The 24,562-nt window shown below is 67.8% G+C and carries 24 protein-coding genes; 18 read left to right on the top strand and 6 right to left on the bottom strand.

Annotation, left to right across the window (positions count from 1 at the left end; translation table 11 throughout):
• Positions 1-13 precede the first annotated feature (13 nt).
• The gene (locus EII35_RS12435; protein ID WP_125228786.1) at positions 14-925 is read right to left on the bottom strand and encodes an ABC transporter ATP-binding protein; all 912 of its coding nucleotides are present in this window, start codon (positions 923-925) and stop codon (positions 14-16) included.
• A 440-nt stretch (positions 926-1,365) separates the two neighbouring features.
• Complete coding sequence (locus EII35_RS12430) at positions 1,366-2,109, bottom strand: GntR family transcriptional regulator (RefSeq protein WP_260465119.1); 744 nt, start codon at positions 2,107-2,109, stop codon at positions 1,366-1,368.
• A 168-nt stretch (positions 2,110-2,277) separates the two neighbouring features.
• On the opposite strand from EII35_RS12430, the gene iolC reads away from it, so the two are divergent.
• From iolC to iolD, 3 genes are read left to right on the top strand one after another with little or no spacing between them, the layout of a single operon-like run.
• Entirely contained in the window at positions 2,278-3,258 is a 981-nt protein-coding gene (gene iolC / locus EII35_RS12425; protein WP_125228784.1) for a 5-dehydro-2-deoxygluconokinase, read from the top strand.
• Positions 3,259-3,277: 19 nt separating this feature from the next.
• Positions 3,278-4,150, top strand: a complete 873-nt coding sequence (gene iolB / locus EII35_RS12420) for a 5-deoxy-glucuronate isomerase (RefSeq protein ID WP_125228783.1) — start codon at positions 3,278-3,280, stop codon at positions 4,148-4,150.
• Positions 4,151-4,159: 9 nt separating this feature from the next.
• Entirely contained in the window at positions 4,160-6,046 is a 1,887-nt protein-coding gene (gene iolD / locus EII35_RS12415; protein WP_125228782.1) for a 3D-(3,5/4)-trihydroxycyclohexane-1,2-dione acylhydrolase (decyclizing), read from the top strand.
• Between the two features lie 62 nt (positions 6,047-6,108).
• Here iolD and EII35_RS12410 read toward each other — a convergent pair whose 3' ends face one another.
• The gene (locus tag EII35_RS12410; protein WP_125228781.1) at positions 6,109-6,792 is read right to left on the bottom strand and encodes a response regulator; all 684 of its coding nucleotides are present in this window, start codon (positions 6,790-6,792) and stop codon (positions 6,109-6,111) included.
• 141 nt (positions 6,793-6,933) lie between these two features.
• On the opposite strand from EII35_RS12410, the gene EII35_RS12405 reads away from it, so the two are divergent.
• From EII35_RS12405 to EII35_RS12370, 8 genes are all read left to right on the top strand, one after another.
• Positions 6,934-7,506 (top strand): DapH/DapD/GlmU-related protein, encoded by a 573-nt coding sequence (locus EII35_RS12405; RefSeq protein WP_221739746.1) that lies wholly within the window; start codon positions 6,934-6,936, stop codon positions 7,504-7,506.
• A gap of 131 nt (positions 7,507-7,637) precedes the next feature.
• Positions 7,638-8,879 (top strand): ABC transporter substrate-binding protein, encoded by a 1,242-nt coding sequence (locus EII35_RS12400; protein ID WP_125228780.1) that lies wholly within the window; start codon positions 7,638-7,640, stop codon positions 8,877-8,879.
• A gap of 4 nt (positions 8,880-8,883) precedes the next feature.
• Positions 8,884-9,813: a carbohydrate ABC transporter permease gene (locus tag EII35_RS12395; protein WP_221739745.1), complete on the top strand. Its 930-nt coding sequence runs from the start codon at positions 8,884-8,886 to the stop codon at positions 9,811-9,813.
• Positions 9,803-10,639 (top strand): carbohydrate ABC transporter permease, encoded by an 837-nt coding sequence (locus tag EII35_RS12390; protein ID WP_125228779.1) that lies wholly within the window; start codon positions 9,803-9,805, stop codon positions 10,637-10,639. The genes EII35_RS12395 and EII35_RS12390 overlap by 11 nt, the downstream gene beginning before the upstream one ends.
• Positions 10,629-11,930, top strand: coding sequence for an alpha-L-fucosidase (locus EII35_RS12385; protein ID WP_185744314.1), 1,302 nt, complete (start codon positions 10,629-10,631; stop codon positions 11,928-11,930). The genes EII35_RS12390 and EII35_RS12385 overlap by 11 nt, the downstream gene beginning before the upstream one ends.
• Positions 11,931-12,159: 229 nt before the next feature.
• A complete protein-coding gene (locus EII35_RS12380) occupies positions 12,160-12,915 on the top strand; it encodes an ABC transporter ATP-binding protein (protein WP_125228778.1) in 756 nt (251 codons plus the stop codon).
• A complete protein-coding gene (locus EII35_RS12375; protein WP_125228777.1) occupies positions 12,912-14,240 on the top strand; it encodes a hypothetical protein in 1,329 nt (442 codons plus the stop codon). The genes EII35_RS12380 and EII35_RS12375 overlap by 4 nt, the downstream gene beginning before the upstream one ends.
• Positions 14,240-14,944: a hypothetical protein gene (locus tag EII35_RS12370; RefSeq protein ID WP_125228776.1), complete on the top strand. Its 705-nt coding sequence runs from the start codon at positions 14,240-14,242 to the stop codon at positions 14,942-14,944. The genes EII35_RS12375 and EII35_RS12370 overlap by 1 nt, the downstream gene beginning before the upstream one ends.
• 6 nt (positions 14,945-14,950) lie before the next feature.
• Here EII35_RS12370 and EII35_RS12365 read toward each other — a convergent pair whose 3' ends face one another.
• The 3 genes from EII35_RS12365 to EII35_RS12355 form a co-directional block, all read right to left on the bottom strand.
• On the bottom strand, positions 14,951-15,634 hold the full coding sequence (locus EII35_RS12365) for an ABC transporter permease (RefSeq protein ID WP_185744313.1): 684 nt from the start codon (positions 15,632-15,634) through the stop codon (positions 14,951-14,953).
• Positions 15,627-16,343, bottom strand: a complete 717-nt coding sequence (ccmA, locus tag EII35_RS12360; RefSeq protein ID WP_125228774.1) for a heme ABC exporter ATP-binding protein CcmA — start codon at positions 16,341-16,343, stop codon at positions 15,627-15,629. The genes EII35_RS12365 and ccmA overlap by 8 nt, the downstream gene beginning before the upstream one ends.
• A 115-nt stretch (positions 16,344-16,458) precedes the next feature.
• Positions 16,459-18,015 (bottom strand): serine/threonine-protein kinase, encoded by a 1,557-nt coding sequence (locus tag EII35_RS12355; RefSeq protein ID WP_221739744.1) that lies wholly within the window; start codon positions 18,013-18,015, stop codon positions 16,459-16,461.
• Positions 18,016-18,253: 238 nt separating this feature from the next.
• On the opposite strand from EII35_RS12355, the gene EII35_RS12350 reads away from it, so the two are divergent.
• From EII35_RS12350 to EII35_RS12320, 7 genes are all read left to right on the top strand, one after another.
• Positions 18,254-19,252, top strand: coding sequence for a hypothetical protein (locus EII35_RS12350; RefSeq protein ID WP_125228773.1), 999 nt, complete (start codon positions 18,254-18,256; stop codon positions 19,250-19,252).
• 5 nt (positions 19,253-19,257) lie between these two features.
• Entirely contained in the window at positions 19,258-20,196 is a 939-nt protein-coding gene (locus EII35_RS12345) for a hypothetical protein (RefSeq protein WP_125228772.1), read from the top strand.
• Positions 20,197-20,214: 18 nt separating this feature from the next.
• Positions 20,215-21,210, top strand: a complete 996-nt coding sequence (locus EII35_RS12340; protein ID WP_125228771.1) for a hypothetical protein — start codon at positions 20,215-20,217, stop codon at positions 21,208-21,210.
• The gene (locus tag EII35_RS12335) at positions 21,207-22,154 is read left to right on the top strand and encodes a hypothetical protein (RefSeq protein WP_125228770.1); all 948 of its coding nucleotides are present in this window, start codon (positions 21,207-21,209) and stop codon (positions 22,152-22,154) included. Before EII35_RS12340 ends, EII35_RS12335 begins: the two co-directional genes overlap by 4 nt.
• Positions 22,155-22,183: 29 nt before the next feature.
• Positions 22,184-23,203 carry a hypothetical protein gene (locus tag EII35_RS12330; RefSeq protein WP_125228769.1) on the top strand — a complete coding sequence of 340 codons (1,020 nt, stop codon included), beginning with the start codon at positions 22,184-22,186 and terminating at the stop codon, positions 23,201-23,203.
• Positions 23,200-24,150 (top strand): hypothetical protein, encoded by a 951-nt coding sequence (locus EII35_RS12325; protein WP_125228768.1) that lies wholly within the window; start codon positions 23,200-23,202, stop codon positions 24,148-24,150. The genes EII35_RS12330 and EII35_RS12325 overlap by 4 nt, the downstream gene beginning before the upstream one ends.
• Before the next feature lie 162 nt (positions 24,151-24,312).
• The coding region (locus EII35_RS12320; protein ID WP_148098946.1) for a hypothetical protein at positions 24,313-24,562 on the top strand (250 nt) is incomplete at its 3' end.

Raw genomic sequence — 24,562 nt, 5'->3', positions numbered from 1 at the left:
TGAGTGCTCATGGTCACCTCTCCTCGGAGGTCAGTGTCAGGAATGCGTCCTCCAAGCTGCGTGGTACCACCTCGAGTTCGGTGCCGCCGAGGTCGAGGACTGTCTGCGCCAGTTGATCGGATCGGGGATGATGAAGGCTGATGCGTTCCCCGCGACGTCCGGTGCACTGCACGTCAGGGATGGTCAGTAGGCGGGCCTCGGCCTCCGGGGAGACGAAGGCCGAGACGATTCTTCCGTTGGCCGACGCTCGGATCGCGTCGGAGGTGTCATCGGCGATGACCCTGCCGTGATTCATGAGGATGATGCGGTCTGCGAAGCCATCCGCCTCCTCGAGGTAGTGGGTGGCGAAGAGGATGGTCCGTCCTCTCTCGGCGTCGGCGCGAACCTCCTCCCAGAATGCGTGTCGGGCCTCGACGTCCATGCCGGCAGTGGGTTCATCCAGAATCAGGAGGTCTGGATCGGAGAGCAGCGCCAGACCGAATCGAACTCGTTGCTGTTCGCCTCCTGAACACTTGGAGACCTGCCGGTGTGCGATCGGCAGCAGGCGTGCACGGCGCATGCACTCCTCGACCCTGGAGGGATCGAAGAGCGAACCGATCATCGACAGGGTCTCGACGACGGTCAGTTCCGGGAGCAATCCTCCGGTCTGGAGGACTGCGGCGGCTCGCCCGGACTGCACTTCCCGGAGCGGGGAGTTGCCGAAGAGTTCCACACGTCCCCGGTCCGGGCGTGTCAGGCCGAGGATCATGTCGATGGTGGTGGTCTTTCCTGCCCCGTTCGGGCCGAGAATGGCAACCACCTCCCCGGGGTGAATCGTCAGGCTCACATCGTCGACGGCCAGCACCTGATTGCCCGTCTCGTCGCGGAACTCCTTCGAGACGTCTGTCAGTGTGATGGCCGCATCACGGTCGAGAGCGTGATTCATCGTTGCTGGATCTCTCATTGCGATGGGTGCCCTTCGTGAAATTCGGGCAATGGATCTTCTCTGTTCCGGGCCATCTGGTTTGAAACCCGAATCCGGGAATGTCCAATGCGTGTTCCGATGGCGTGCCAGCGGGCTTCTGCTCGGTGAGGCCATCCTGTCAGTGTGTTGTTGCGTGAGTGGTCTCTCTTTGTTCGGTTGCTTTCACGCTAAACCCGGAGGCGGGGACCCGCAATGGTCCCTAACCAAGCTTTGGGCAGAAGCTCACTCGTTCCTTGGACAAAAGTGGCTCGATCGGGAGGAGCGCCCAACTCGGCTCTGGTCGATGGTGCGCTGTTCCGCTGGACAGGAGTCGAACCCTGTGATGTGACATGGGCGGGGCGGGCGACCCTCATCGGCCTCTGGCAAGGCTCCACGGCGAGAATGCCATCGGGTGGGCCGGGTCAGGAGGTGAACAGGCTGAAGTGGAACGAGTACAGCGACGGGCGGTAGACGTGGGTCCCCACCTCGATGATCCTTCCGGAGTCGGCGTGGCCGGTTCGTTCCATCGTCAGCAGCGGGGCGCCGACGACCTCGCCCAGGGCCTCGGCCTCGTCCTCCGTCGCCCCGCGGGCCCCGATCACCTGGCGGGCCGAGGTCACCTCGACGTTGCGCATCGCGAAGCAGCGGTAGAGGCCGTGCTCACCCAGCTCCTGCCAGGTGGGTGCGATGTCCAGGGGGATGAGGTTCGTCAAGAGCGCGAGGGGATGGCTGTCCGCGTAACGCAGCCGACGCACGGACAGCAGTCCTTCACCCTCCGCGATGCCCAGCTGCTGCGCCTCGGCCGTCGTGGACTCCCGCACCGTGTACTCCAGCACCTTCGTCGTCGGGGTGAACCCGGCGTCCGACAGGTCGTCGTTGAGGGAGGACAGCTTCATGGGGCGGTGGACGTGAGGCGGGGTCACCCGCGTCCCCACGCCCCGACGACGCGTCAACAGCCCGCGCGAGGCCAGCTCCTGGAGCGCCCGACGCGCCGTCGGCCTCGCGACGTCCAGCCGCGCGGCCATCGACACCTCGTCCTCGATCATCGCCCCCGCGGGTAGGGCCCCGGAGAGGATCGCCGCCTCGATCGGTTCGGCGATCTGCTGGTAGAGCGGCACCTGCGAGTCGCGGTCGAGGGAGATCTCGGGTTCGTAGGTGCGGTCCACGTTGACTCCTGAAAAGCGTCGTTCGAAAGGATGACATTCCCAACCGTATGACGGGGATTCCAAGAACATGTTAACGCCACGCGGGACCCTTTTGTCAGGACATTGGTTGACTGGTGGGGTGACCAACGGCAGACTTGGGGGCGTCCCGGCCCCCAAGGAGTCATCGACGTGGATGAGCCACTCACCGATGTGTGCACCATCGGCAGGTGCGGTGTCGACCTGTACCCGCTGGAGATGAACACGCGGCTCGAGGACGTCACCAGGTTCGGCAAGTTCCTCGGCGGCTCCGCGACGAACGTCGCCGTCGCGGCCGCGCGCCTCGGCCACACCGCGTGCACCCTCACCGGCGTCGGCGACGACCCCTTCGGCCGCTTCGTCCGCGCCGAGATGACCAGACTCGGCGTCGACGCCAGCCACGTCGTGGTCAACCCCAGCTTCAACACCCCCGTCACCTTCTGCGAGGTGTTCCCCCCGGATCACTTCCCCCTCTTCTTCTACCGGCAACCCACCACTCCCGACCTCGAGATCAGCATTGACGACCTCCCCGACGAGGTCACCACGGCCCGGATCCTGTGGCTCACCCTCAGTGGCTTCTCGGTCGAGCCCTCCCGCAGCGCCCACCACGAGGCCCTGCGACGCCGCGCCCCCGGCGGCCTGACGGTCCTCGACCTCGACCACCGACCCCGGTTCTGGACCAGCGAGGAGGAGGCCAGCCAGCAGGTCGCGGCGGCACTCGACCACGTCGACGTCGCCATCGGCAACCTCGACGAGTGCCGGATCGCCGTCGGCAAGGACGACCCCGACGAGGCGGCGCGCGCCCTCCTCGACCGTGGGGTGAGGATCGCCATCGTGAAGCAGGGCCTCATGGGAACCCTGGCCCGCACCGTCGACGAACGGGTGTACGTCCCCGCCACCAACGTGCGGATCCGCAACGGGCTCGGCGCGGGCGACGGCTTCGGCGGCGCCGTCTGTCACGGCCTCCTGAGCGGCTGGAGCCTCGCCGACACCATCGCCTTCGCCTCCGCCGCGGGCGCCATCGTCGCATCCCGTCTGGAGTGTTCCACCGCCATGCCCCGCGCGGACGAGGTGGAACGCCTCATGGACAGCAACCCCCACGTGAAACCCGTCGTGAGCCGCCCCAACCACTGACAACCCGGAAGGACCCGTCATGGACAACGAGACCTATGTCATCAAGGCCGGAAGCACCGCCCACGGCCAGTTCGAGACAGACGTGAGCGTGGAGCGCGCCGGTTGGGAGTGGTGCTCGATCCGGGTGCTCGCGCTCCCCGCCGGCGGGGAGCAGGAGGTCACCTCCGGCGAGGCTGAGCTGCTCGTGCTGCCGCTGAGTGGCGGCTGCACCGTCGAGGTGGCGGGGGAGACCTTCACCCTCAACGGGCGCGACGAGGTGTGGAGCGCCATCACCGACTACCTCTACGTCGGACGCAACCAGACCTTCGTCGTCCGCAGCGACGAGGGTGGCCGGTTCGCGCTCCCCGCGTCGAAGGCCACCCGCGACCTCCCCGCCCGGTACTGCCCGGCGACGGAGGTCGTCACGACGCTGCGCGGCGCGGGGAACTGCTCCCGCCAGGTCAACAACTACGCCCTCGGCAACACGTTGGAGACCTCCCACCTGCTGGCCTGCGAGGTCCTGACCCCCGGCGGCAACTGGTCCAGCTACCCGCCCCACAAGCACGACGAGCACAACGACGTCGAACGGGTGCTGGAGGAGATCTACTACTACGAGGTGCGCGGGGTCAACGACACCCCCGGCTTCGCCCTCCAGCGCATCTACCCGTCGGGTCATCCCATCGACGTCTGCGCCGAGGTCCACTCCCGTGACGTCGTCATCATGCCGCACGGCTATCACGGCCCCTCCGTCGCCGCCCCCGGCTACGACCTCTACTACCTCAACGTCATGGCCGGACCGGCTGAGGACGCCACCTGGCTCATGACCGACGACCCCGCCCACACCTGGATCCGCGGCACTTGGGAGACCCAGCAGGTCGATCCCAGGCTCCCCATGACCCCACTCAACAACTGAAGGACCCCCATGAACACCGTGAGACTCACCGTCGGCCAGGCCATCATCCGTTTCCTGGTCAACCAGTACACCGAGCGCGACGGCGTGGAGCAGCGGCTCATCGCCGGGGCCTTCGGGATCTTCGGCCACGGCAACGTCGCCGGGATCGGGCAGGCGCTGCTGCAGAACGATCTCGACCCGACCCCCGACGGCGACAGGATGCGCTACATCATGCCCCGCAACGAGCAGGGCATGGTGAACGCGGCGGCCGCCTACGCGAAGACGACGAACCGGTTGAGCACCTGGATGTGCACGGCGTCGATCGGCCCGGGCTCCCTCAACATGGTGACCGGCGCCGCGCTGGCGACGACGAACCGGCTGCCGGTGCTGCTGTTCCCCTCCGACCAGTTCGCCACCCGCACCCCGGACCCGGTGCTGCAGCAGGTGGAGGACCCGGTCTCGCCGATGACCGCGGCCACCGACTGCTTCCGCCCGGTCTCCCGCTTCTTCGACCGTATCGAGCGGCCGGAGCAGCTCATCCCGTCGCTCATGGCGGGTCTGCGGGTGCTGACCGACCCCGTCGACACGGGAGCCGTCACCATCGCCCTGCCGCAGGACGTCCAGGCCGAGGCCTTCGACTGGCCGGAGGAGCTGTTCGTGCGACGGGTGTGGCACGTGCGTCGCCCACCGGCCGAGCGGGCCGCCATCGAGCGGGCCGCCGAGATCATCCGTCAGGCGAAGCGGCCCCTCATCGTCTCGGGCGGCGGCACGATCTACTCGGGCGCCTCGCAGCAGCTGCGTGACTTCGCCACCGCCACCGGCATCCCGGTCTCGGACACCCAGGCCGGCAAGGGCGCCATCAACCACGACCATCCCGCTGCCGTCGGTGGCGTCGGCTCGACGGGGGCCGCGTCGGCGAATGCCCTGGCCGACGAGGCCGACGTCGTCATCGGCATCGGGACCCGCTACTCGGACTTCACCACCGCATCCCACACCCAGTTCAAGGACCCGGACGTGCGGTTCGTCAACATCAACGTGGCGGCCTTCGACGCGGCGAAGCACTGCGCGGAGATGGTCGTCGCCGACGCCCGCGACGCGCTGGAGCAGCTGGGGGAGGCCCTGGCGGGGTACCGCGTCGAGGAGGGCTACGCGGAGCGGATCGCGCAGCTCAAGGGGGCCTGGCAGGAGGCCACCGAGGAGTGCTACCGGCGCAACCAGACCCCGCTGCCCGCGCAGACGGAGGTCTTCGGGGCCCTCAACGAGCTCATGGGCCCCACGGATGTCGTCATCAACGCCGCCGGATCGATGCCCGGTGACCTCCAGTGCCTGTGGCAGGCATCAACCCCGGAGCAGTATCACGTCGAGTACGCGTTCTCCTGCATGGGCTACGAGATCCCGGCGGCCATGGGGGTCAAGCTCGCCCGTCCGGAGGCCGAGGTGGTGGCGATCGTCGGCGACGGCACCTATCAGATGCTGCCGATGGAGTTGGCCACCGTCGTGCAGGAGAACCTCAAGGTCATCTACGTGCTGCTGCAGAACTACGGCTTCGCCTCGATCGGTGCGCTGTCGGAGAGCCACGGCTCGCAGCGGTTCGGCACCCGCTACCGCACCGGCGACACCCCGCACAATGCGGACGGTCAGCTGCTGCCCGTCGACATCGCGACGAACGCCGAGTCGTGGGGGCTGAAGGTGCTGCGGGTCAAGGGGATCGACGAGTTCCGCGCCGCCTATACCGAGGCGGTGGCGGGGGATGGTCCCGTGATGATCCACATCGAGACCGACCTGTACGGCCCGAACCCGCCCGGTTCGAGCTGGTGGGACGTGCCGGTCTCGGAGGTCTCCCGCATCGAGTCGACGCAGCGGGCCCGCGAGTGGTACGTCGGCAAGAAGGCGGATCAGCGGCACTACCTGGGCTGACGTGATCCGGCATCCTGCCTCCGCCGAGGCCATGGCAGCGGCGGGGGCAGGGTTCGTTGTGGCTAGCCCTCGTTGGTGAGTCGGGGGCTGACGATCCCCAGCTCGAACCCCCGGATGAGGGCCTGGAGGCGATCACGGACCCCGAGCTTCATGCACGCGTTGGCCAAGTAGGCCTTGACGGATCCCTCGGAGATGAACATCTCCTTCGCGATCTCCCGATTGCTGAGGCCCCGGCCCAGGTGCTGGAGGACCGAGATCTCTCGCGGGGCCAGGCCCACCTCGGTTGCGGCGGCACCAGACACAACCTGCGGGTCGTGGGCGCCGCCGGCCACCTGACGCGCCAGCAGACGGACGACGCTGGGGGACAGGGGGAGGTTGTCGTCCATGGCCGTCCGGATCGCCGCGAGGATCTCGTCCGGCTGGGCGTCCTTGACCAGATAGCCGGAGGCACCGGCGCGAAGGGCGGGGACCACGTAGTCGAGGGTGGAGAAGGTTGTCAGGGCGATCACCCGGGTGTCCGGCAACTCGTCGACGATCCGGTGGGTTGCGTCGATCCCGTTCATCCGAGGCATCTTGAGGTCCATCAGCACGATGTCCGGTTTGTGCTCGCGGGCCTGCTCGACGGCGACCTGTCCGTTCTCGGCGGTCCCGACCACGGTCACCCCGTCCTCGTTCGTCAGGAACGTCTTCAGGGCGTGGAGCATGAGGGGTTGATCATCAACGACGAGGACGGTTGTGTCTCCCACGGGCCCAACTCTAGCCGGTCTTGATGTCCGGAGCGGGTCCGGATGCCGGGGCGTCGACGGCCGCATCCTTCTGTCGGCCAACGGGTCGGGTGGGGCCATGGCGGCGGTGCGGACCGGTTTCGCGTGGGACACTTGGGATCCATGAGCACCATCGACGTCCAGGGGTTCCGGGACCGCATGGCCTCGGGTGTGCCCATCCGGGCGGGTGACCCCACCCATGAGCAGCTGCGCGCCCTGGCGCAGGAGGCGTTGTTCCTGTGTGCCGAGATCAACGGGTCCTTCCACGATCCGGAGGAGCTCCGGATGCTGCTCACGATGCTGTTCGGACGGCGGGTACCGGATTCCCTCACCCTGCTGCCTCCCTTCACCACCGACTGCGGGAAGAACACCGAGATCGGGCAGGACGTCGTCATCAACTCCGGGTGTCGGTTCCAGGACCAGGGTGGGCTCCGGATCGGCGACGGGGTGCTCATCAGTCCCAATGTCGTCATCTCGACCCTTGACCACGACCTCAACCCCAATCGCCGCGCGGATCTCATCCCGGCCGCCGTGGAGCTGGAGGAGAAGGTGTGGGTGGGGGCGAACGCCACCATCCTCAAGGGGGTCCGCGTCGGGTACGGCGCGGTGATCGGGGCGGGCGCCGTCGTGACCCGGCACGTGCCGCCGCTGGCGGTCGTCGCGGGGGTTCCGGCGCGGGTCATCCGGCAGCTCTGAGCGCCGACGCGAAGAAAGTTCGACAAATGTAGTGACATTTGGGGGCGGGTGGCCTACGATACGTGATGTTAACGCTAACGTCAGGGCCGGCAGCCCGCCGCCGTGCCCCTTACCCCGACAAGGAAGTCACCATGATCATTCGTCGCATCGCCGCCGTTGCGATCACGGCGGCCGTCGCCCTGGGACTGAGCGCCTGCTCCGGAGGTTCCAACTCCGGCTCAGGCTCCGGCAAGAGTGACCTCGCCACCAAGATGTACACGTGGGTCTCCAACGAGTCCGACCGCGAGCAGTGGGAGACCTTCGTCAAGGGAGCCCAGGAGAAGGACCCCAACTTCAAGCTCGAGTTCGAGGGCCCAGCCTTCGCCGACTACTGGACCAAGGTCAAGACCCGGATGAACTCCGCCGACGCCCCCTGCATCATCACCACGCAGGCGGCTCGCGCCCAGGAACTCGGCAGCCTCCTCTCCCCGCTCGATGAGCTGGCCAAGGAGGCCGGGGTCGACCTCACGAAGTACAACCCCGCCATGATGGAGGGCCTCACCGTCGACGGCACCGTCCGCGCCATCCCCTACGACGCCGAGCCCATGGTGCTCTACTACAACAAGGACATGTTCAAGGCCGCGGGTCTGCAGGAGCCGGGCGTGGACTACACCACCGAGCAGTTCCTCTCCGACGCCAAGGCCCTGACCTCCGGAGACGTCATGGGGCTCGCGGTTGCGCCGCAGTTCAACTACCCGTACCTGGCCTTCGCCTTCGCCAACGGCCACACCCCCACCGCTGACGGCAAGCTGACCCTCAGCGACCCGGGTCTGGTCGAGGACATCCAGTGGGGCTTCGACCTCGTCACGAAGGAGAAGGTCGCCACCGCCCCCAGCTCCGCCGACATCACCGACGTCGCCATGCAGAACTTCATGAACGGCAAGGCCGCCATGGTCATCGAGGGCCCCTGGTTCTACTCCGACATCAAGAAGAACACCAAGGGGGAGGTCGGGGCCGCCGTCATCCCGTCGAAGGATGGCAAGCCGATCGGCATGATCCAGGGCTCCGGCTTCGGCATCGCCGCGAAGTGCCCCGACAAGAAGGCAGCCTTCGAGACCATCATGAAGATCACCACCCCCGAGGTCATCGCCTACGTCGGCAAGCACCGCGGCACCGTGCCCTCGCTGGAGGAGTCGATGAGTGGCTGGGCCGAGGGCAAGCCCGAGGCGGACGTCAAGGCCATCGAGGCCATGGTCAAGGGCGGAAAGCCGCTCGTCACCACCACCGACTGGAACAAGGTGGAGACCCAGTTCGCCCAGTACTCCCCGGAGGGGCTGCGCGGTGAACGCACGGCCCAGGACATCCTGAAGAGCATCGAGCAGGGAATCGGTTGATCCCATGACCCAGCTGGCTGCCAAGCCGGCCGAGGTCACGGTGGAGAGGGTCGGCAAACCCGGTGTCAGACAGGGTTTGCTGGCCTTCCTCCACCTCGCCCCGGGCATGTCCGGCTTCCTCATCTTCATGGTGATCCCGCTGATCGCGTCGATCTGGATCAGCCTCCACAACTGGCCCCTCTACGGCGACCCCGAGTTCGTGGGGGCGGGCAACTACCTCAAGTTGCTGTCCGGGCAGGATCCCGTGTTCTACCGGGTCATGCTCAACACCGCGATCTTCGCCATCGGCTACACGGCGGTGAACCTCATCGTCTCCACCGGCATCGCGGTGTGGCTGCACTCGCTGCCCGACTGGGGGCCGTTCTTCCGCATCCTGTTCTTCATCCCCGTCGTCACCCCGATGGTCGCGAACGCGCTCGTGTGGCGGGTTCTCCTCGTGGACGAGGGCGTCATCAACGGGGCGTTGGGCGCCGTCGGGATCCAGGGGCCGGACTGGCTCGGTGACCCGTTCTGGGCGATGACCTCCCTCATCCTCATGTCCCTGTGGCAGGGGATGGGATACAACATCGTCGTGCTGGCCGCAGGGCTCAACAACATCAATCCGGCCGTGATGGAGGCCGCGAAGATCGACGGCACCACCGCCTGGAGCCGGTTCTGGAAGGTCACCTTCCCGATGCTCTCGCCGTCGCTGTTCTTCGCCTCCGTCATGACGGTCATCGGGGCCTTCAAGGTGTTCACCCAGCCGTTCATGCTCACCAAGGGCGGGCCCGGCGATTCCACGAACACCCTGGTGCTGCACCTCTACCGCTCCGGTTTCTCCTACGACGCCCTCGGTATGGCCTCCTCGCTGGCCTGGGTGCTGTTCGTGCTGGTCATGCTGCTGACGGCCCTGCAGTTCGTCGGCCAGAAGAAGTGGGTGAACTATGACTCCTGAGAAGCGGATCCGTTGGGGCAGGGTCGTCTCCAAGACCCTTCTTGCGCTGTTCGGGCTGCTGTTCGTCTCCCCGTTCGTGTGGATGTTCTTCTCGGCGCTCAAGCCGAGCGACGAGGTGCTCTCCACGGGGGCCGCGTTGCTGGGTTCGGAGATCCGGTGGGACAACTTCGCCGAGGCCTTCAACGCGGTGCCCTTCGCGCAGATCCTCATCAACACCTTCGTCTACGCCAGCCTCGGCTGTCTCATCGTCGTCGTGATCTCGGTGCTCAACGCCTACGCCTTCGCTCGACTCCCGTTCCGGGGGCGGGGGGCGCTGTTCAGCGTCTTCATCGCCACCCTCGTGCTGCCCGCCGAGGTGCTGGTGGTGCCGCTGTTCCTCGGCGCGAACGCGGTCAACGGGGTGGACACCTACCCGATGATCATCCTGCCGTTCGCCTTCGGGGCGTTCGGGACGTTCATGCTGCGCCAGTTCCTGCTGTCCCTCCCCGGGGACTACGAGGAGGCGGCGCGGATCGATGGAGCGGGGCAGCTGAAGATCCTGTGGCACGTCATCGTGCCGCTGCTGCGCGGGCCGATTGCGGTGGTCGCGGCGTTCGCGTTCATCGACTACTGGAACTCGTTCCTGTGGCCGCTCATCATCATCAACAGCCAGGACAAGGCCCCGTTGCAGCTCGGTCTGTCCATGTTCTCCGGTGAGCGCGGCACCGACTGGGGGCCGCTCATGGCCGCCTCCACCATTGCGGTGCTCGCCAGTCTCGTCATCGTCATCGCCATGCAGAAGCAGCTGGCGAAGGGAATCAACCTGGGAGGATTCGGTGGACGCTGATCTCACCGCCCGTTTCGAGGCCGACAAGGAACGCTGGGAGGCGCTGCAGCGTCCCACCCCGGAGTGGTTCCGGCGCGCCAAGCTCGGTTTCTTCATCCACTGGGGGCCTTATTCGGTCCCGGCGTGGGGGGAGCCCGTCGCGGAATTGGGGGCCATCCCCCCGATGGAGTGGTTCAAGCACAACCCGTACGCGGAGTGGTACTACAACACCATTCGGATCGAGGGCTCCCCGGCGCGGGAGCACCACGAGCGGGTCCACGGCGGCTGCGACTACGACGACTTCCTCGACCAGTGGCAGCCGGACGGGTTCGACGCCGTCGCCGCCGCCAAGGAACTGGCCGACGCGGGTGGCGCATACATCATGCTCACCACGAAGCACCACGACGGGGTGTGCCTGTGGGATGCCCCGGAGACCAACGGGCGCAACACCGTCGCCCGGGGACCCAAGCGGGACCTCGTGCAGGAGTGGGCTGATGCCTGCCGGAAGGTGGGAATGCGGTTCGGTGCCTACTACTCGGGTGGGCTGGACTGGCACGTCCGGCCGACGGAACCCATCGGGCTGCGCGACGACTGGCACATCACGGAGCGTCCCAACGACCTGGAGTACGCCACCTACGCCGCGAACCACGTGCGGGACCTCGTCGCCCGGTACTCGCCGGACGTGCTGTGGAACGACATCAACTGGCCGGACGAGGGCAAGGACTTCCGCGAGAACGGGATCGGCACCGTCTTCGAGGAGTACTACGCGGCGGTGCCGGAGGGCTTGGTCAATGACCGGTGGAACGTCCCGCACCAGGACTACGCGACGAGCGAGTACCAGCACCTGAGGAGTTGTGAGGAGGCGGCGGTGTGGGAGCACTGCCGCGGGCTCGGGCTGTCCTTCGGGTACAACTCGGTCGAGGGCCCGGAGCATGCGAAGACGGCCCCGGAGCTGATGCGGGATCTCGTCGACATGGTGTGGCGGGGCGGTCGGCTGCTCGTCGGTGTGACGCCCAAGGCGGACGGGTCGCTGCCCGAGTGGCAGTCGAGGCTCCTCGTCCTGGTGGGTGCCTGGATGCGGGCCTGTGGCGAGGCGTTGGCGGAGTTCGAGGCCGACGGTGTCCTGGAGATCGAGGGGGCCTGGACCCGACTCGGCCGCTCCGGGGAGCGTCGCCTGCTGTTCGTCGACGCGGACGCCCCGGTGCAGGTGCCCGCCGGGACCCTGCTCACCCCGGACTGGGCGACACTGACCGACGGGGTGCTGGAGTTGTCGCCGGACCGCCCGGGCCCGGCCCTCATCGAACTGAGCTGAGGTCGAGGGGGCGAGCCGAACCACCGTCGGCCCGCCCCCTTGGTTTCGCCTGCCTTGACTCGGTTTCGCCTGCCCTTTTCGCGGCTCGCCTGTCTAACCAGGCAGGCGAATTGAAACAAGGCAGGCATTTCCAACTCAAGACAGGCGAACTTGTGGGCCAGGACGCTTCACGTCAGCGCGTTCTCCATTGTCGGTTGTCGAGGAGGGGAGCCTCTGTCAAGATCTCTCCATGAGCGGTGTTGCTGACGCGGCGGTGCGGCTGCGTGATGTCTCCCATTCGTATGGTTCCCGACAGGCATTGCGTGGGATGTCGACGACGTTCCAGGTGGGTGTGACCGGGTTGTTGGGGCCCAACGGGGCCGGGAAGACCACGCTCATGAAACTGGTTGCCACCGCCCATCCCCTGCAGCAGGGCGAGATCACCGTGGGGTCGACGAGGCTCGACCGCAGCACGGTTGACGAGATCCGGTCCCGGATCGGCTACCTGCCGCAACAGTTCACCGTGATGGGATGGGCGTCGTTGCGGCAGAACGTCGAGTACGCCGCCTGGGCCCACGGGATGGCCCGAACGGAGATCCCGGCCGCCGTGGACGCGGCCCTCGCACAGGTGGGGCTCGCCGACCGGGCCTCCAGCCGGGCCCGCTCCCTGTCGGGAGGCATGAGGCAGCGGCTCGGCCTGGCCTGTGCCCTGGTGCACCGGCCGTCGATCCTCATCCTCGACGAGCCGACCGTCGGCCTCGACCCCCGACATAGGCAGGGGCTGCGGCAGATCATCTCCCGGGCCGGGGAGGAGGCGGTGGTGATCGTCTCCACCCATCTCATCGAGGACCTCGCGACCTCCGCGCACACCGTCGTCGTGGTGGATCACGGGAGCATCAGGTTCGACTCCTCGATGGAACAGTTCCGGGCCCGGGGAGCGAACGACCGGAACGAGCCCGAACTGGAGGCGGCCTACTTCTCCATTCTGGAAAGGGCCGAATCGTGACGGGCCTGAGGTCCTGGTGGCTGATGCGGGGCCTGGTCATCGCGGGTCTGTGTGCCGCCCTGGCCTTCGCGCACAGCGTGCCGCTGTTGTGGCCGCAGTCCGGGGCGACGGATCTGGTGGACCTCATCATCTCGGCCCGGCTGTTCTACCCGGTGTGGGCGCTGGTCGCTGCCTGGCTGGCCTGCTGGGTGACCGCCCAGCACACACCGGAGTCCGTGCTGGTGGGCGCTGCCCCGGGGAGGGGCCGAGGCCGGATCCTCGGGCGAGAACTCGGCACCACGATGATTGCGGTCGTGGCCGGCGTGGCCGTCGGGTATCTGCCGGTGCTGATCGCAGGCATCACGCGGTTCCCGTGGCACCTCGCCGACCTGGTGGCCTTCGTGGCGCTGTTGACGGGCATCGCCTCCCTCGTGGCGGTCGGCGCCTGCGGAGCCATCGTCGCGGGCCCGAGGGTGGGGGTCGTCCTGGCCCCCGTCGTCACCGTCGCGACGGTGGTGGTCCCGGCTTTCCTCATCAACGACATCCTGCTGCTCAACCGCTCCAAGTCCGTCCTGAGTGCGGCCTACATGTGGTCGGTGGGCGGGCCGAATCCGGGGGAGCGGCTGGTGCTGACCACCCAGCTGATCCAGATCCTCTTCTTCGCCCTCGTCGGTTTCACCGCCCTCAAGGTGGCGGTGGGGCTGGCCGAGGTGCGGGCGGCCCGGAATCCCCGTGGCTGGACCGCCCTGGCCTGGGTGACGCTGCCGGTGGCGTTGATGGCCTTCCTCGCCGTGCAGCAGCCCCTGCTCACGGAGCAGGATCCCGACGCGCGACTCCACTGCGAGAGCAACGATGTCCTGGAACTCTGCCTGTACCCCAAGAACGAGGCGGAACGAGGGTTCATCACCGACCTGTTGACCCCACTGATGCTCCCATCCGCCGACGCTCAGGCACCGCGCACCATCTCCCAGGGCGGCACTCACGGAGTTGCCGTCGAACAACTGGAACAGGTGGGTGGCCCGCGGGAGTCGTGGGGTGCGATCCAGGCCAGGATGTGGGCCTACAGGTCACTCATGACCCCCACCGCGGAATGTCAGGCGGGGGCTCTGGAGGAAGAGACCAGCGTCGTGGAGGGGGTCACCTTGGCGCGCCTGAGATTCGCCGCCGACAAGGTGGACTCCCCGGAGATCCGGGCGATCTACCAGCAGGTTCTCGACGAATCCGGACACGGCGTCGACGTGAGCGGACGGTTCTCGTCCTTCGACGACGCCGCCTGGGCCGCATGGGTGGAGCAGCATCGTGAGGAACTGGACGGCTGCGTCGTCACGGCGGAGGATCTTCCCTGATGAGCCGGGGTTGGTTCGGGGGTCGGCTGCCGTGGCTGGCGGTGCTGGCCTGGCTGCTCTCGTTCGTGGTGGTGCACACGCACTGGTGGCTGCCTCTGGATGGGCCGTGGTCGCAGCAGTTCGGTGAGCGGTTGGCAGCCATCGGGGAGCTGGCCCCGGCTCTTCTCGGTGCGATGGCCCTGTACGCCATGACCCCGAGGCTCGACTGGATCGACGCGCAGTCCTCCCGTCCGGTCCGGCTCATCGATGCCGCGGGCATGGCCGCCACCATCGTCGCCTTTGCGGCCCTGCCGTTGCTGGCCCGGGCGTTGTTCGAGGTGAGTGATCTGTACACGGCCTTCGTTCCCGAGGGATGGACGTTGGCGGACCCGGCGCTGCTGGCCGAGGCGGCCCCGTGGTCATTGTTCGTGCTGTTCAGCTGCACGATCCTCGTGGTGCTGGGGACGACGCTGGTGGGCATGGCCCTGGTCGGTCCCCTCGTCGGGGCGGCGAGTGTGGTGCTGTGGCTGTTCCTGCTGTTCTTTCTCCAGGCCCGAGGGATGCTCGACCTCATCCATCCCGGGAGGGTGGGCATGGGGCTCGGCTGGCCGGACGGCCTCCTGGTCGCAGCGGCCCTCGCGGCGGGGTCGGCGGCCTACTGGGCATCCCGCTCCAGCCGTCGCCCCCTGGCGGTCGTCGCGATCGAAAGGTTCAGCCGCGGCTGACATGGGTCAGTCCCTCAGGACGATCCTCTCCACCCGGAGGCGACGAAGAGCCGCCACGCACAGCAGGGCGAGGAGGGCCACGGTGACGACGACCAGGAGAACGAGCCCGCTCAAGGGGAAGGACAGGCCAACAGCAGGCAGCGCCAGAGCTCCCCCGTAGAAGGCCATGATGGACAACTGGGCCCACTTGGCCGTGGTCTCCGACATCATCCACATCGCGTATCCGACAAGGACGGCGAACTCTGCCGCCATGAGCACTCCAGCCACGGCTGTGATGGCGACGAAGGCGATCACCCAGCCGGGATCCAGGCCGAGTGTGATGCCTCTGAGCAGACACAATGCGGCAAAGAGTGTGCTGGCAGCGATCCCCAGGACGATGGGGAGGGCGAGCTTCGACAGGAACAGCGATCGAATCCCGTAGGGGAGCGCAAGAAAGGACTCCAGTGTTCCCTGCCCTCTCTCCTCCCAGAAGCGCAGCGTCGACAACACGGCGATGATGGAGGAGAAGAGCAGGGAGGCCATCGCCCACGAGAACGACTCCTCGGGCTGGAACCCCGGGGCGAAACTCCTTCCCCACATGAAACCCGGGAGCACGAAGGCGAACAACAGGCCACCGAGCGGCCCTCGCGCGACGAGTGCGCGCCACTCCTTGTACAAGACGGCTGAGAGCAGCATCCGAAGCCTAGTCACCGAAGACCTCCTCATACCTTTCCAGCAGATTCCTCTGCCCATCCCAGTGATCTGCAGGGAGTTGGTCGAACAGGAGAGTCCTCTTGAGTCCAAGGACACGTGATGCGTAGGAGAACACGATGTGGAGATCATGGGACGAGAACAGAATGCCGACGTGGCTGCGGAGTTCCTGAAGGAGCGAGATCAGCTGGCGTTGCCCGGACGGGTCGAGCCCGGCGAAGGGTTCATCCAGGATCAGGAGATCGGGGGAGGGCAGCAGGGCGCGCGCGATCCCCAGACGTCGTCGCATCCCCTTGGAATACGAAGAGACCTTGACATCTGCGGCGTCGACCATCCCGACGGACTCCAGCACCTCGGAGATGCGGTCTTCCTCCACGCCGTGCGCCTTCTGGAAGAACCTGAGATTCTCTGCACCGGTCAGGGTGGGGTACAGCCCGTCGTTGTCCAGGCAGTAGCAGACCCTGGCCCGTGACTCCGCCGTGGCAACCGGGAGACCGTTGATGAGGACCTGGCCCTCATCCGCCTCCAACAGGCCCAGGATGATTCTGATCAACGTGGTCTTGCCAGCACCATTCGGGCCGACGAGGCCCACGAGCTCCCCAGCGGCCAAGGAGAACGAGACCGAGTCCAGAACCTTCATGCCTCTCAGCGACTTGGACACCGACCGTACCTGGAGAGTCACGTCGTTGCTTGCGGCCTTCTCAGGCATGATCCGCCTCCTTGCGGTCACATCCCGTTCACCTGTCTGCGCACTCTATCAGGACGCAGGAGTGGATCAGGTCAAGAGGGTGTGGGCGCTCGGCCCATGTCCTGTCACTTCCTCGTCACTGCTCCACGTAGGCGCAGGAGAAACCGCGTCGTCCTGCCTGCCATTCGTCCGGGAGGGTGCCCATCACGCGGATCTCGTGCGGTTTTCCGACGTCGAGGCCCGCCAGCTGCGCGTAGTGGTCCGAGCAGATCTCCGGCACCGTCGGGTCGATCCCCAGCGCCTCCGAGCTGCGTTCGCCCGGTATCGACGGGTCCACGGAGCCGCCCGCGAAGATGTGCCAGTTCGCCTGATCGCACGGCACCTCCGTCGCCGAGGAGATCTCCTGGTCGTTGAGGGCGGCGAGCAGGCAGGTGCCGACCGGCCAGGGCATGTCGTCGGTCGCGGGGAGCCCCTGAGGATTGACCGGCCACGACGGCGACGACTCCACCGACGGGGTGGGCTCGGCCGTCGTGACGGGCGGGGGTGGCGCGCTGGTGGTGGGTGGGGCGGAGCGCACCGGGGGAGCCGACTCGGTGACGGTGACCACCACCGGCTGCGGTGCCGCCTGCGGATCCGGCGACCCGCCGAGCAGCGACACCGTGCCCCAGATCATGCCCCCGACCACCAGGGCCGCGGCGACGAAACCGACCCACAGCAACGACCGGCGGTCCTCCTGCCGCGGCGCCTCCGTCCGGTCCGTCATCGGCACCGGCGTGTCCACCTGCCACGTCGGGGGATGCTCGAAGGTGATGGGCCTGGAGATCGTCACCTCGGCTCCCGACGCCGACGACGTGGGAAGGACCGTCGTGAGGGCCGAGGCGAACTCGTTGCCGTCCCGGAACCGGCGACGCGGATCGGGGTCGAGGGCGCGGTCCAGGATCGGCCGGAGCCCCGGCGGAATCCGGGGATCGGAGGTGTCGACGGGGGTCAGCAGCGACTGCATGATGGCCGACAGCTTCAGCGAGCGACCATCGGGCCCGCTGCGCGGGCCGCGCCCCGTGAGGAGTCGTAACAGCACCGCCGCCATCGACCACACGTCCCCGGCCGCCGTCGGCTCCACCTCGCTGAACGCCTCCGGCGGCGCATAGGCGGGCGTCAACGCCCCGAGCGTGGCGGTGGCCCCGCTGTCCGCCCGCTGGATCGCGGCGATCCCGAAATCGCTCAACCTCGGCGCACCGTAGGAGTCCAGCAGGATGTTCCCCGGCTTGATGTCACGATGCAGCACCCCCGCCGCGTGCGCCGCACCCAACGCACGGGACACCGCCTCGACCACCCGCACCGCCTCCAGCGCAGGCATCGGACCGTCCTTCACCACGTCGGCGAGACTGCCGCCGTCGCACCGCTCCATCACCAGATACGGCCGGCCATCGGGCAGCATCCCGGTGTCGATGAGCGTGACGACGTGCGGATGCGCGCTGATCCGGCTCGTCGCCTGCATCTCCCGCTGGAACCGGCGCCGGTTCCGCTCATCGGTCAGCGGCCGGGAATCCACCTTCACCGCGACGGGGCGTCGCAGCGACACCTGCTCGCCCTCGTAGACGATCGCGAAACCGCCGCGACCCAGCACCCCGGTCAGGCGCACGCCAGGTACCTCGGGCACGCCGGGGGGTGGTGCGGACGGGAACTGGGACATGTCCTCATCCTCGTGGACGAGCGGGGCCGGGGCAACCGCCGTCATCTCCTGCCCCCCGGCGGCTCTAAGAGGGTGCGTGGATAGGGGGATCGTGACGAGGATCGACACGGTGGCCTCCGGGCAAGGCGGACGACGAAGGGCGCACTGGACCGTGCGTTCGAGGAGGACAACGACGCCTGGGGGTCACCGGGGCGACCGCAGTAGATGCGCCTATCCGCGCGCCCTCTAAGCTGATCCCATGCGTCCCGAGGTGGTTGAGATCCCCGCCAGCACACCCATGGAGCAGCTGGGGAAACACACCCTCGTGGTCTTCGAGGACCGGTGCGTGGTGCTGCAGCGTGAGGGCGAGGAGTTCCGTGTCCTCTCCACGGAGAGCGACGAGTCGGAACTGCTACCCCCGACCCCCAACGACCGCAGTGTGGGGGACGTGATGGGGGCGGAGGAACTGCGGCAGCCGCTGCGCGTCGCCACCCTGCCCGACGGCGAGGTCGTCGACGTCGCCCTCGGCCCCCGTCACAACCTGCGACGCAACCCGGTCCTGGCGATGATCCTCGGCATCGTCGCAGGACTCTTCCTGATGGTCATCGCGCTGTTCGCCCTCCGTGGGATGCTCGGCGCTTGGGGGACCGTGCTGACAGGCGCCTTCCTCGCGTGGCTCCTGCACGGCATGCTCGTCGACGTGTTCAAGGGAAGGACCATCATGTTCAGGATGGAGGGCCGGGACTGGGCACTGGAGGACCTCCTGCCCCGCGAGAGCCGGGGCGACGCAGCACGGCAGCAGGTTCAGGGCGTGAAGGAGGAGTACGGGCGTTTGTTGACTGACCTGCCGTACCGGGTGGAGAACCCGGCTCTGTTCGATGCGTCGTGTCCGGCGACGGAGGCCTTGACGTTGGCGCTGTTCGAGTGGGATTCGACGTGGGCGCGCCTTGACGATGATGCCCTCGTCGCGCTTGGTTCCCGTGTGGTTTCTGCGTTTCATGCGGCGCGGCACCATGCGGAGCGGGTCGGGATGGATCACCTGCCGCCCGAATCCCGTGACGATGCGCGTCGGGCTCTTGGGGCGTTGCGTATCGCGACCGCCGCGAGCAGTTCGGCCGGGGAGCGGGCCGCGGCCCTGGCGCAGGCGGTCGATCTGCTCGACGAGCTTGCCCTCTACTACCTGCCCAGTGGGGTGGAGGTTCGGGAGGCCTTGAATGGTCGCCGGCTGCGGCAGTTGCCGGGCCGGAGGGTGATGTGAAACTGATGCCGTGGTCCCTCGTGGATCCGGAGACGCGGGTGCGGGATCTCGCCCCGTGCGGCCTCGTCGTCTTCGACGAGCAACGCCACCACCTCGTCGTGGTGAAGCAGGTGCGTGACGGCGGATTCACGATGAGAACGGTCAACATCAGCACCCATGCGAACCTCGACCATCTCGACGGTTCCGAGCGGATCGGTGAACTCGCGCGGCGCTGGGGGATCGTCGACGACGTCAGGTTCCTGCTCGTGCCGGGATTCACCACTCCACCGTTGCCCAAGTTTCTGTGGGGATCGCTTGCGCTGGTGTGTGCGGTCCTCACCGTCACCCTGACCCTCGTGTTCGGCCACTGGTGGATCGTGCCCCTCGGGGTGTTCACCACTCTCGTGGCGCCGTTGCTCGTCGGGGTCCTTCGGTCGCGAACCCGAATCGTCGGTCAGCAGCAGCTGGGGGTGGATTCCTCCAATGTTCACGCTTACGCCTTGGCGGTGGCGCGGGGTGAGTTGTGGCGCGGGGCGTTGCCTGCGGCGTCGGTTGTTGATCCGCGGCTTCAGGTGCAGCGGATCCGGGAGGAGTACGGGCGGTTGCGTTCCGATCTGTTGTTTCGGTTGGAGAGTCCGGCTCTGTTTGATCCGGCGGTGCCGACGACGGCGGCTTTTGAGGCGGCTCTGGTGGAGTTCTCCGAGACTCCGTCGGCGGAGGTGGCGGCTCGTGTGGAGGTGCGGTTCGAGGTTGCTCGGCAGCACGCTGTGCGGGTGGGGTTGCGTCATGTGGAGCCGGGGTTGCGTGATGAGGTGGCGCGGGCTGGGAAGGTGGCTCGGCTGGTGCTCGGTGCCGGGTCGGTGGGGGAGCGGGAGGCGGCTCTGGTGCAGTTGCAGCGGATCCTGGATTCGTTGGCGTTGTACTACCTTCCCGGCCGGGCTCAGCTCCCGGAACTGCTGCCCTGAGGGACCTATTCTGATCCCATGCGTCCGGAGGTGGTCGAGATCCCCGCCAGCACGCCCATGAAGCGGCTGGGGAGGCACACCCTCGTCGTCTTCCAGGACCGATCCGTGGTGCTGCGACGTGAGGGCAGCGACTTCCGGTGCTTCTCCAGCGACGAGGGCGAGCCGGAACTGCTGCCGCCGGTGCGAAAGGGGCGTCGTGTCGGCGACGTCATCTGCCTTGCGGAGCTCCAGCACCCGTTGCGCTTCGCCTCCCTCCCGGACGGAGAGGTCGTCCACGAGGCCCTCGGCCCCCTTCACAACCTGCGACGCCACTCGGTGCCGTCGTTGTTGCGTGGCGCCGCACTCACCCTGCTCGTGGTCGGCCTGGTGGTGTTCGTCACCCACAGCGCCTTCGGCCCGTGGGGGGTCACCCTGGTCAGTCTCCCCATGACGCTGATCCTCGGCGGCATGGTCCTTGAACTGTTCATCGGCAAGACCTTCATGTTCCGCACCGGCGGGCGCAACTGGGCCTTCACCGACCTCCTCGTCGACGAGTCCCGCGGCGAGATCGCGCTGCGTCAGGTCCAGGGCGTCAAGGAGGAGTACGGACGGCTCCTGACCGATCTGCCCTACCGCGTCGAGAACCCTGCCCTGTTCGACGCCTCATGCCCCACCACCGAGGCCCTCACTCTCGCCCTGTTCGAATGGGACTCCACCTGGGCGCGCCTCGACGATGACGCCCTGGTCGCCCTCAGCTCCCGTGTCGTCGGTGCTTTTCATGCGGCGCGGCACCATGCGGAGCGGGTCGGGATGGATCATCTGCCGCCCGGGGCCCGCGAAGACGCCCGTCGGGCAGTCGGTGCGCTCCGCCTCGCCGCAGCCGCCTCGTCCGCCGGGGAACGGACTGCGGCCTTGAAGCAGGCGATCGACCTGCTCGACGATCTCGCGCTCCACTACCTGCCCACCGGGGCGGAGACCCGGGAGGTCCTGAACGGGCGCCAGGTGCTTCAGCTGCCGGGCCGGAGGGCGATGTGAAACTCACCCCTTGGTCCCTGGTGGATCCGGAGACGCGGGTACGGGACCTCGCCCCGTGCGGCCTCGTCGTCTTTGACGAGCGACGCCACCGCCTGGTCGTGGTGCGGCGCGAGCACGGCTCCGGATATGTCATGAAGCTGGGAGGACTCCACTTCTTCAAGGACCTTGACGACCTCGACGGCGCCGAACGGATCGGGGAGCTGGCGGCACGGTGGTCGATGTTCGAGCAACCCCGCTTCCTGCTCGTGCCGAGGGTCACGACCCCGCGGTTCCGCCCCGTGTCCTGCCTCGGGATCATGGCGGCATGTTTCCTCTCCTTCGTGGTGGTCGTGCGGTGGGTGACCGAGGTGAAGCTGGCGGAACTCGGCGTCGTCCTCACCCTGGCGATCCCGATCGCGGCCCTCGTGTGGTGGACCCGTCCCCGACTCGTCGGTGAGCGGCGACTCGGAGTGGATGCCTCGAACATTCATGCCTATGCCTTGGCGGTGGCGCGGGGTGAGTTGTGGCGTGGGGCGTTGCCTGCCGCCTCGGTGGTGGCTCCGGGGCTTCAGGTGCAGCGGATTCGGGAGGAGTACGGGCGGTTGCGTTCCGATCTGTTGTTCCGATTGGAGAGTCCGGCCCTGTTTGATCCGGCGGTGCCGACGACGGCGGCTTTTGAGGCGGCTCTGGTTGAGTTCTCCGAGACCCCGACGGCGGAGGTTGCGGCTCGTGTGGAGGTGCGGTTCGAGGTTGCTCGGCAGCACGCTGTGCGGGTGGGGCTGCGTCATGTGGAGCCGGGGTTGCGTGATGAGGTGGCGCGGGCTGGGAAGGTGGCTCGGCTGGCGCTCGGTGCCGGGTCGGTGGGGGAGCGGGAGGCTGCGTTGGTGCAGTTGCAGCGGATCCTGGATTCGTTGGCGTTGTACTACCTTCCCAGCCGGGCCCAGCTCCGTGAGCTCCTGCCCTGAGGGATCTCGACGGCTCCTATCCTTGTGACATGGACTTCGAGCTGGAGGAGATCCCGCTGGACACAGCCGTCGCCGATCTCGGGGAACACACTCTCGTCGAGTTCGAGGAGGGGCGCGCCATCCTGAGCGTGGACGGCTGGGGCCGCCACGTCGCCGAATCCCGCACCCCGCAGAACCTGCGACTCCAGGGAACCGGCTTGGACAACCGCCTCAAGGGTGTCGATGTCGAACGGAGTGTGGGCGACGTCGCGGCCTTCGCGCGGGTGAGTGAACCTCTCCGGGCGTTCCGGCTGCCGACCGGAACGGTGACCTACGAACACTCCCTACCGGAGGGCGGCAGGGAGGGGATGGTTCCGTTCCTCCTCATCGGCAGCCTCATTGCCGGTGTCGGCATTGCGAGCGTCCTCAACGGCATGTGGCAGGGCCTCGGATTCGCGATCGGTCTGGTGGTTCTCGTCGCCCTGCTCGGCGGCGCCATCCTGGTGAGCATGAAGCTGGCGGTGTCCGGGGAGGTCAGCTACCAGGTCGGCGAGACCCGAAGGAAGCTTGCGGAGCTCACGCTGCCCCTCGACGTCGAGGCGGCCGGTCGCCAGGTCGAGGAGGTGAAGGAGGAGTACGGGCGGCTGCTCACCGACCTCGCCTACCGCATCGAGAACCCGGCCCTGTTCGATGCCGCCTCGCCCGCCACGGAGCGGCTCACCCTGGCCCTGTTCGAATGGGACACCACCGTCACGGGACTCGACGACGCCGCCCGGGTCGCGCTGGCCAGCACCATCGTCTCGAGCTTCCGTGAGGCCCGCGACCATGCGGAACGCATCGGCATGGATCATCTGCCCGCCGAGACCCGGGGCACCGCGGCGAAGGCGTTGAAGGCCGCGCAGCTCGCGCAGGATCCGAACGCCGCCCCGCCGGAACGGGAAGCAGCTCGTAGGGCCGCCATCGACCTGCTGGCCGGCCTGGCCCTGTACTACCTGCCCACCCCGGATGAGGCCCGCGAGGCCCTCGGCGGGCGTCGCCTCAAGCAGTTGCCCGGACGGAGCGCGTCGTGAAACCCCGGGCGTGGTCGCTGCTCGACCCGTCGACACCGGTGGCCGACATCGTGCCCTGCACGGTCCTCGTGTTCACCGACTCGGAGCACCGCTTCGTCTCCCTGGTCAAGGAGGGCCGGGACGGCTTCACCATGCAGGTGCTCCGCGGTGGGGTCTGGGCGCCCCTGCTGCCGCCCCTGACCGCTGACGCCGTCGTCGGAGGCCTTTCCCAGCAGGTGCTACGGCTGCCGACCGGGCGATGCGCCCTCCTGCCGCCGGTGGTGCTGCGCGGCCCCCGTCCCCGCACGCTGGCCCTGTGGGTGGGTGGATCGGTCGTTGCGACGGTGCTGGTGGCGCTGCTCGCCCAGGCCCCCGTCGTCCTGCTGCTGGGGCTGTTCCTGTCGCTCATCGTGCTGCCGCTCGGGGCGACGACCCTCTTCCGTCGCCCCGAGATCATCGGCCAGGAGCGACGCGGCCTGTCGTTCCACTCGGTGCCGGACTGGGTGCGGCGGCTGACCCCGAGCGAGCCGCCGGAGCCGCTCCCCGCCGAACCGCCACCCCCGCCGACGGAGCGCGCGGAGCGCATCCGGGAGGAGTACGGCAGGCTGCGCACGGACATGGTGTACCGGCTGGACCACCCGGCCCTGTTCGACCCGGCGGTGCCGACGACGGCGGCCTTCGAGGCGGCCCTCGTCGAGTTCGCCGACGACCCGAGTGTGCAGGCCGTCAACAAGCTGGAGGTTCGGTTCAACCTGGCCAGGCAACACGCGGAACGGGTGGGCCTGGGGCACGTCGCGCCCGAGAAACGGGGCGAGGTGGAGCGGGCCGGAAAGGTCGCGCGGCTGGCGGCGGAGGCGACGTCGGAGGGCGAGCGGGTGGCCGCCCTGGCGCAGCTGCAGCGGCTGCTCGACGCGTTGGCGCTGTACTACCTGCCGGGAAGGGCGGACCTGGCCGAGATCGAGGGCTGAACGGCCCGGATCGCTCCTTCTCCGTTGGTCGAGCCGAGGCCGGAGGCCTCGTGTCGAGACCTCCGCAACGGTCCAGGCCAATCCGCACCAGGTGCACGATGTGAGAAGAAAACTTCTTCCCAACCCCTTGAACCAGAACACTCATTCGATTATCATGGGGTCATGAACCCTCTCCCCGCCACTCTCGCCGAGGCCTACCAGGCCATTCACGAGGCGGACGCGCATGTCCGGGCGGCGGAGGTGGCCCTCATCGTCGGGATCGCGAAGGCAGCGGAGTTGTATGAGGTCAACGATGCCGCGGTGATGGAGGCTGTGGAAGGGTTCCTCGAGCCGGGTGGGGATGGGACTCCGTCGGTGGGTGAGTTTCTGGCCCATGAGGTGGGTGGGATTCTTCAGATCTCCCCGGATGCGG

The organism is Arachnia propionica, assembly GCF_003932785.1.
Lineage (GTDB): Bacteria > Actinomycetota > Actinomycetes > Propionibacteriales > Propionibacteriaceae > Arachnia > Arachnia propionica_B.
The sequence above is the reverse complement of the archived record's forward strand: the minus strand, read 5'-3'. Positions and strand labels throughout refer to the sequence as shown.

What these genes read in the sequence shown, in the direction of transcription:
- EII35_RS12435 (WP_125228786.1), bottom strand. Translation starts at nt 925, where the DNA reads ATGAATCACGCTCTCGACCGTGATGCGGCCATCACACTGACAGACGTC.
- iolB (WP_125228783.1), top strand. Translation starts at nt 3,278, where the DNA reads ATGGACAACGAGACCTATGTCATCAAGGCCGGAAGCACCGCCCACGGC.
- iolD (WP_125228782.1), top strand. Translation starts at nt 4,160, where the DNA reads ATGAACACCGTGAGACTCACCGTCGGCCAGGCCATCATCCGTTTCCTG.
- EII35_RS12405 (WP_221739746.1), top strand. Translation starts at nt 6,934, where the DNA reads ATGAGCACCATCGACGTCCAGGGGTTCCGGGACCGCATGGCCTCGGGT.
- EII35_RS12400 (WP_125228780.1), top strand. Translation starts at nt 7,638, where the DNA reads ATGATCATTCGTCGCATCGCCGCCGTTGCGATCACGGCGGCCGTCGCC.
- EII35_RS12395 (WP_221739745.1), top strand. Translation starts at nt 8,884, where the DNA reads ATGACCCAGCTGGCTGCCAAGCCGGCCGAGGTCACGGTGGAGAGGGTC.
- EII35_RS12390 (WP_125228779.1), top strand. Translation starts at nt 9,803, where the DNA reads ATGACTCCTGAGAAGCGGATCCGTTGGGGCAGGGTCGTCTCCAAGACC.
- EII35_RS12380 (WP_125228778.1), top strand. Translation starts at nt 12,160, where the DNA reads ATGAGCGGTGTTGCTGACGCGGCGGTGCGGCTGCGTGATGTCTCCCAT.
- EII35_RS12370 (WP_125228776.1), top strand. Translation starts at nt 14,240, where the DNA reads ATGAGCCGGGGTTGGTTCGGGGGTCGGCTGCCGTGGCTGGCGGTGCTG.
- ccmA (WP_125228774.1), bottom strand. Translation starts at nt 16,343, where the DNA reads ATGCCTGAGAAGGCCGCAAGCAACGACGTGACTCTCCAGGTACGGTCG.
- EII35_RS12355 (WP_221739744.1), bottom strand. Translation starts at nt 18,015, where the DNA reads ATGTCCCAGTTCCCGTCCGCACCACCCCCCGGCGTGCCCGAGGTACCT.
- EII35_RS12350 (WP_125228773.1), top strand. Translation starts at nt 18,254, where the DNA reads ATGCGTCCCGAGGTGGTTGAGATCCCCGCCAGCACACCCATGGAGCAG.
- EII35_RS12345 (WP_125228772.1), top strand. Translation starts at nt 19,258, where the DNA reads ATGCCGTGGTCCCTCGTGGATCCGGAGACGCGGGTGCGGGATCTCGCC.
- EII35_RS12340 (WP_125228771.1), top strand. Translation starts at nt 20,215, where the DNA reads ATGCGTCCGGAGGTGGTCGAGATCCCCGCCAGCACGCCCATGAAGCGG.
- EII35_RS12330 (WP_125228769.1), top strand. Translation starts at nt 22,184, where the DNA reads ATGGACTTCGAGCTGGAGGAGATCCCGCTGGACACAGCCGTCGCCGAT.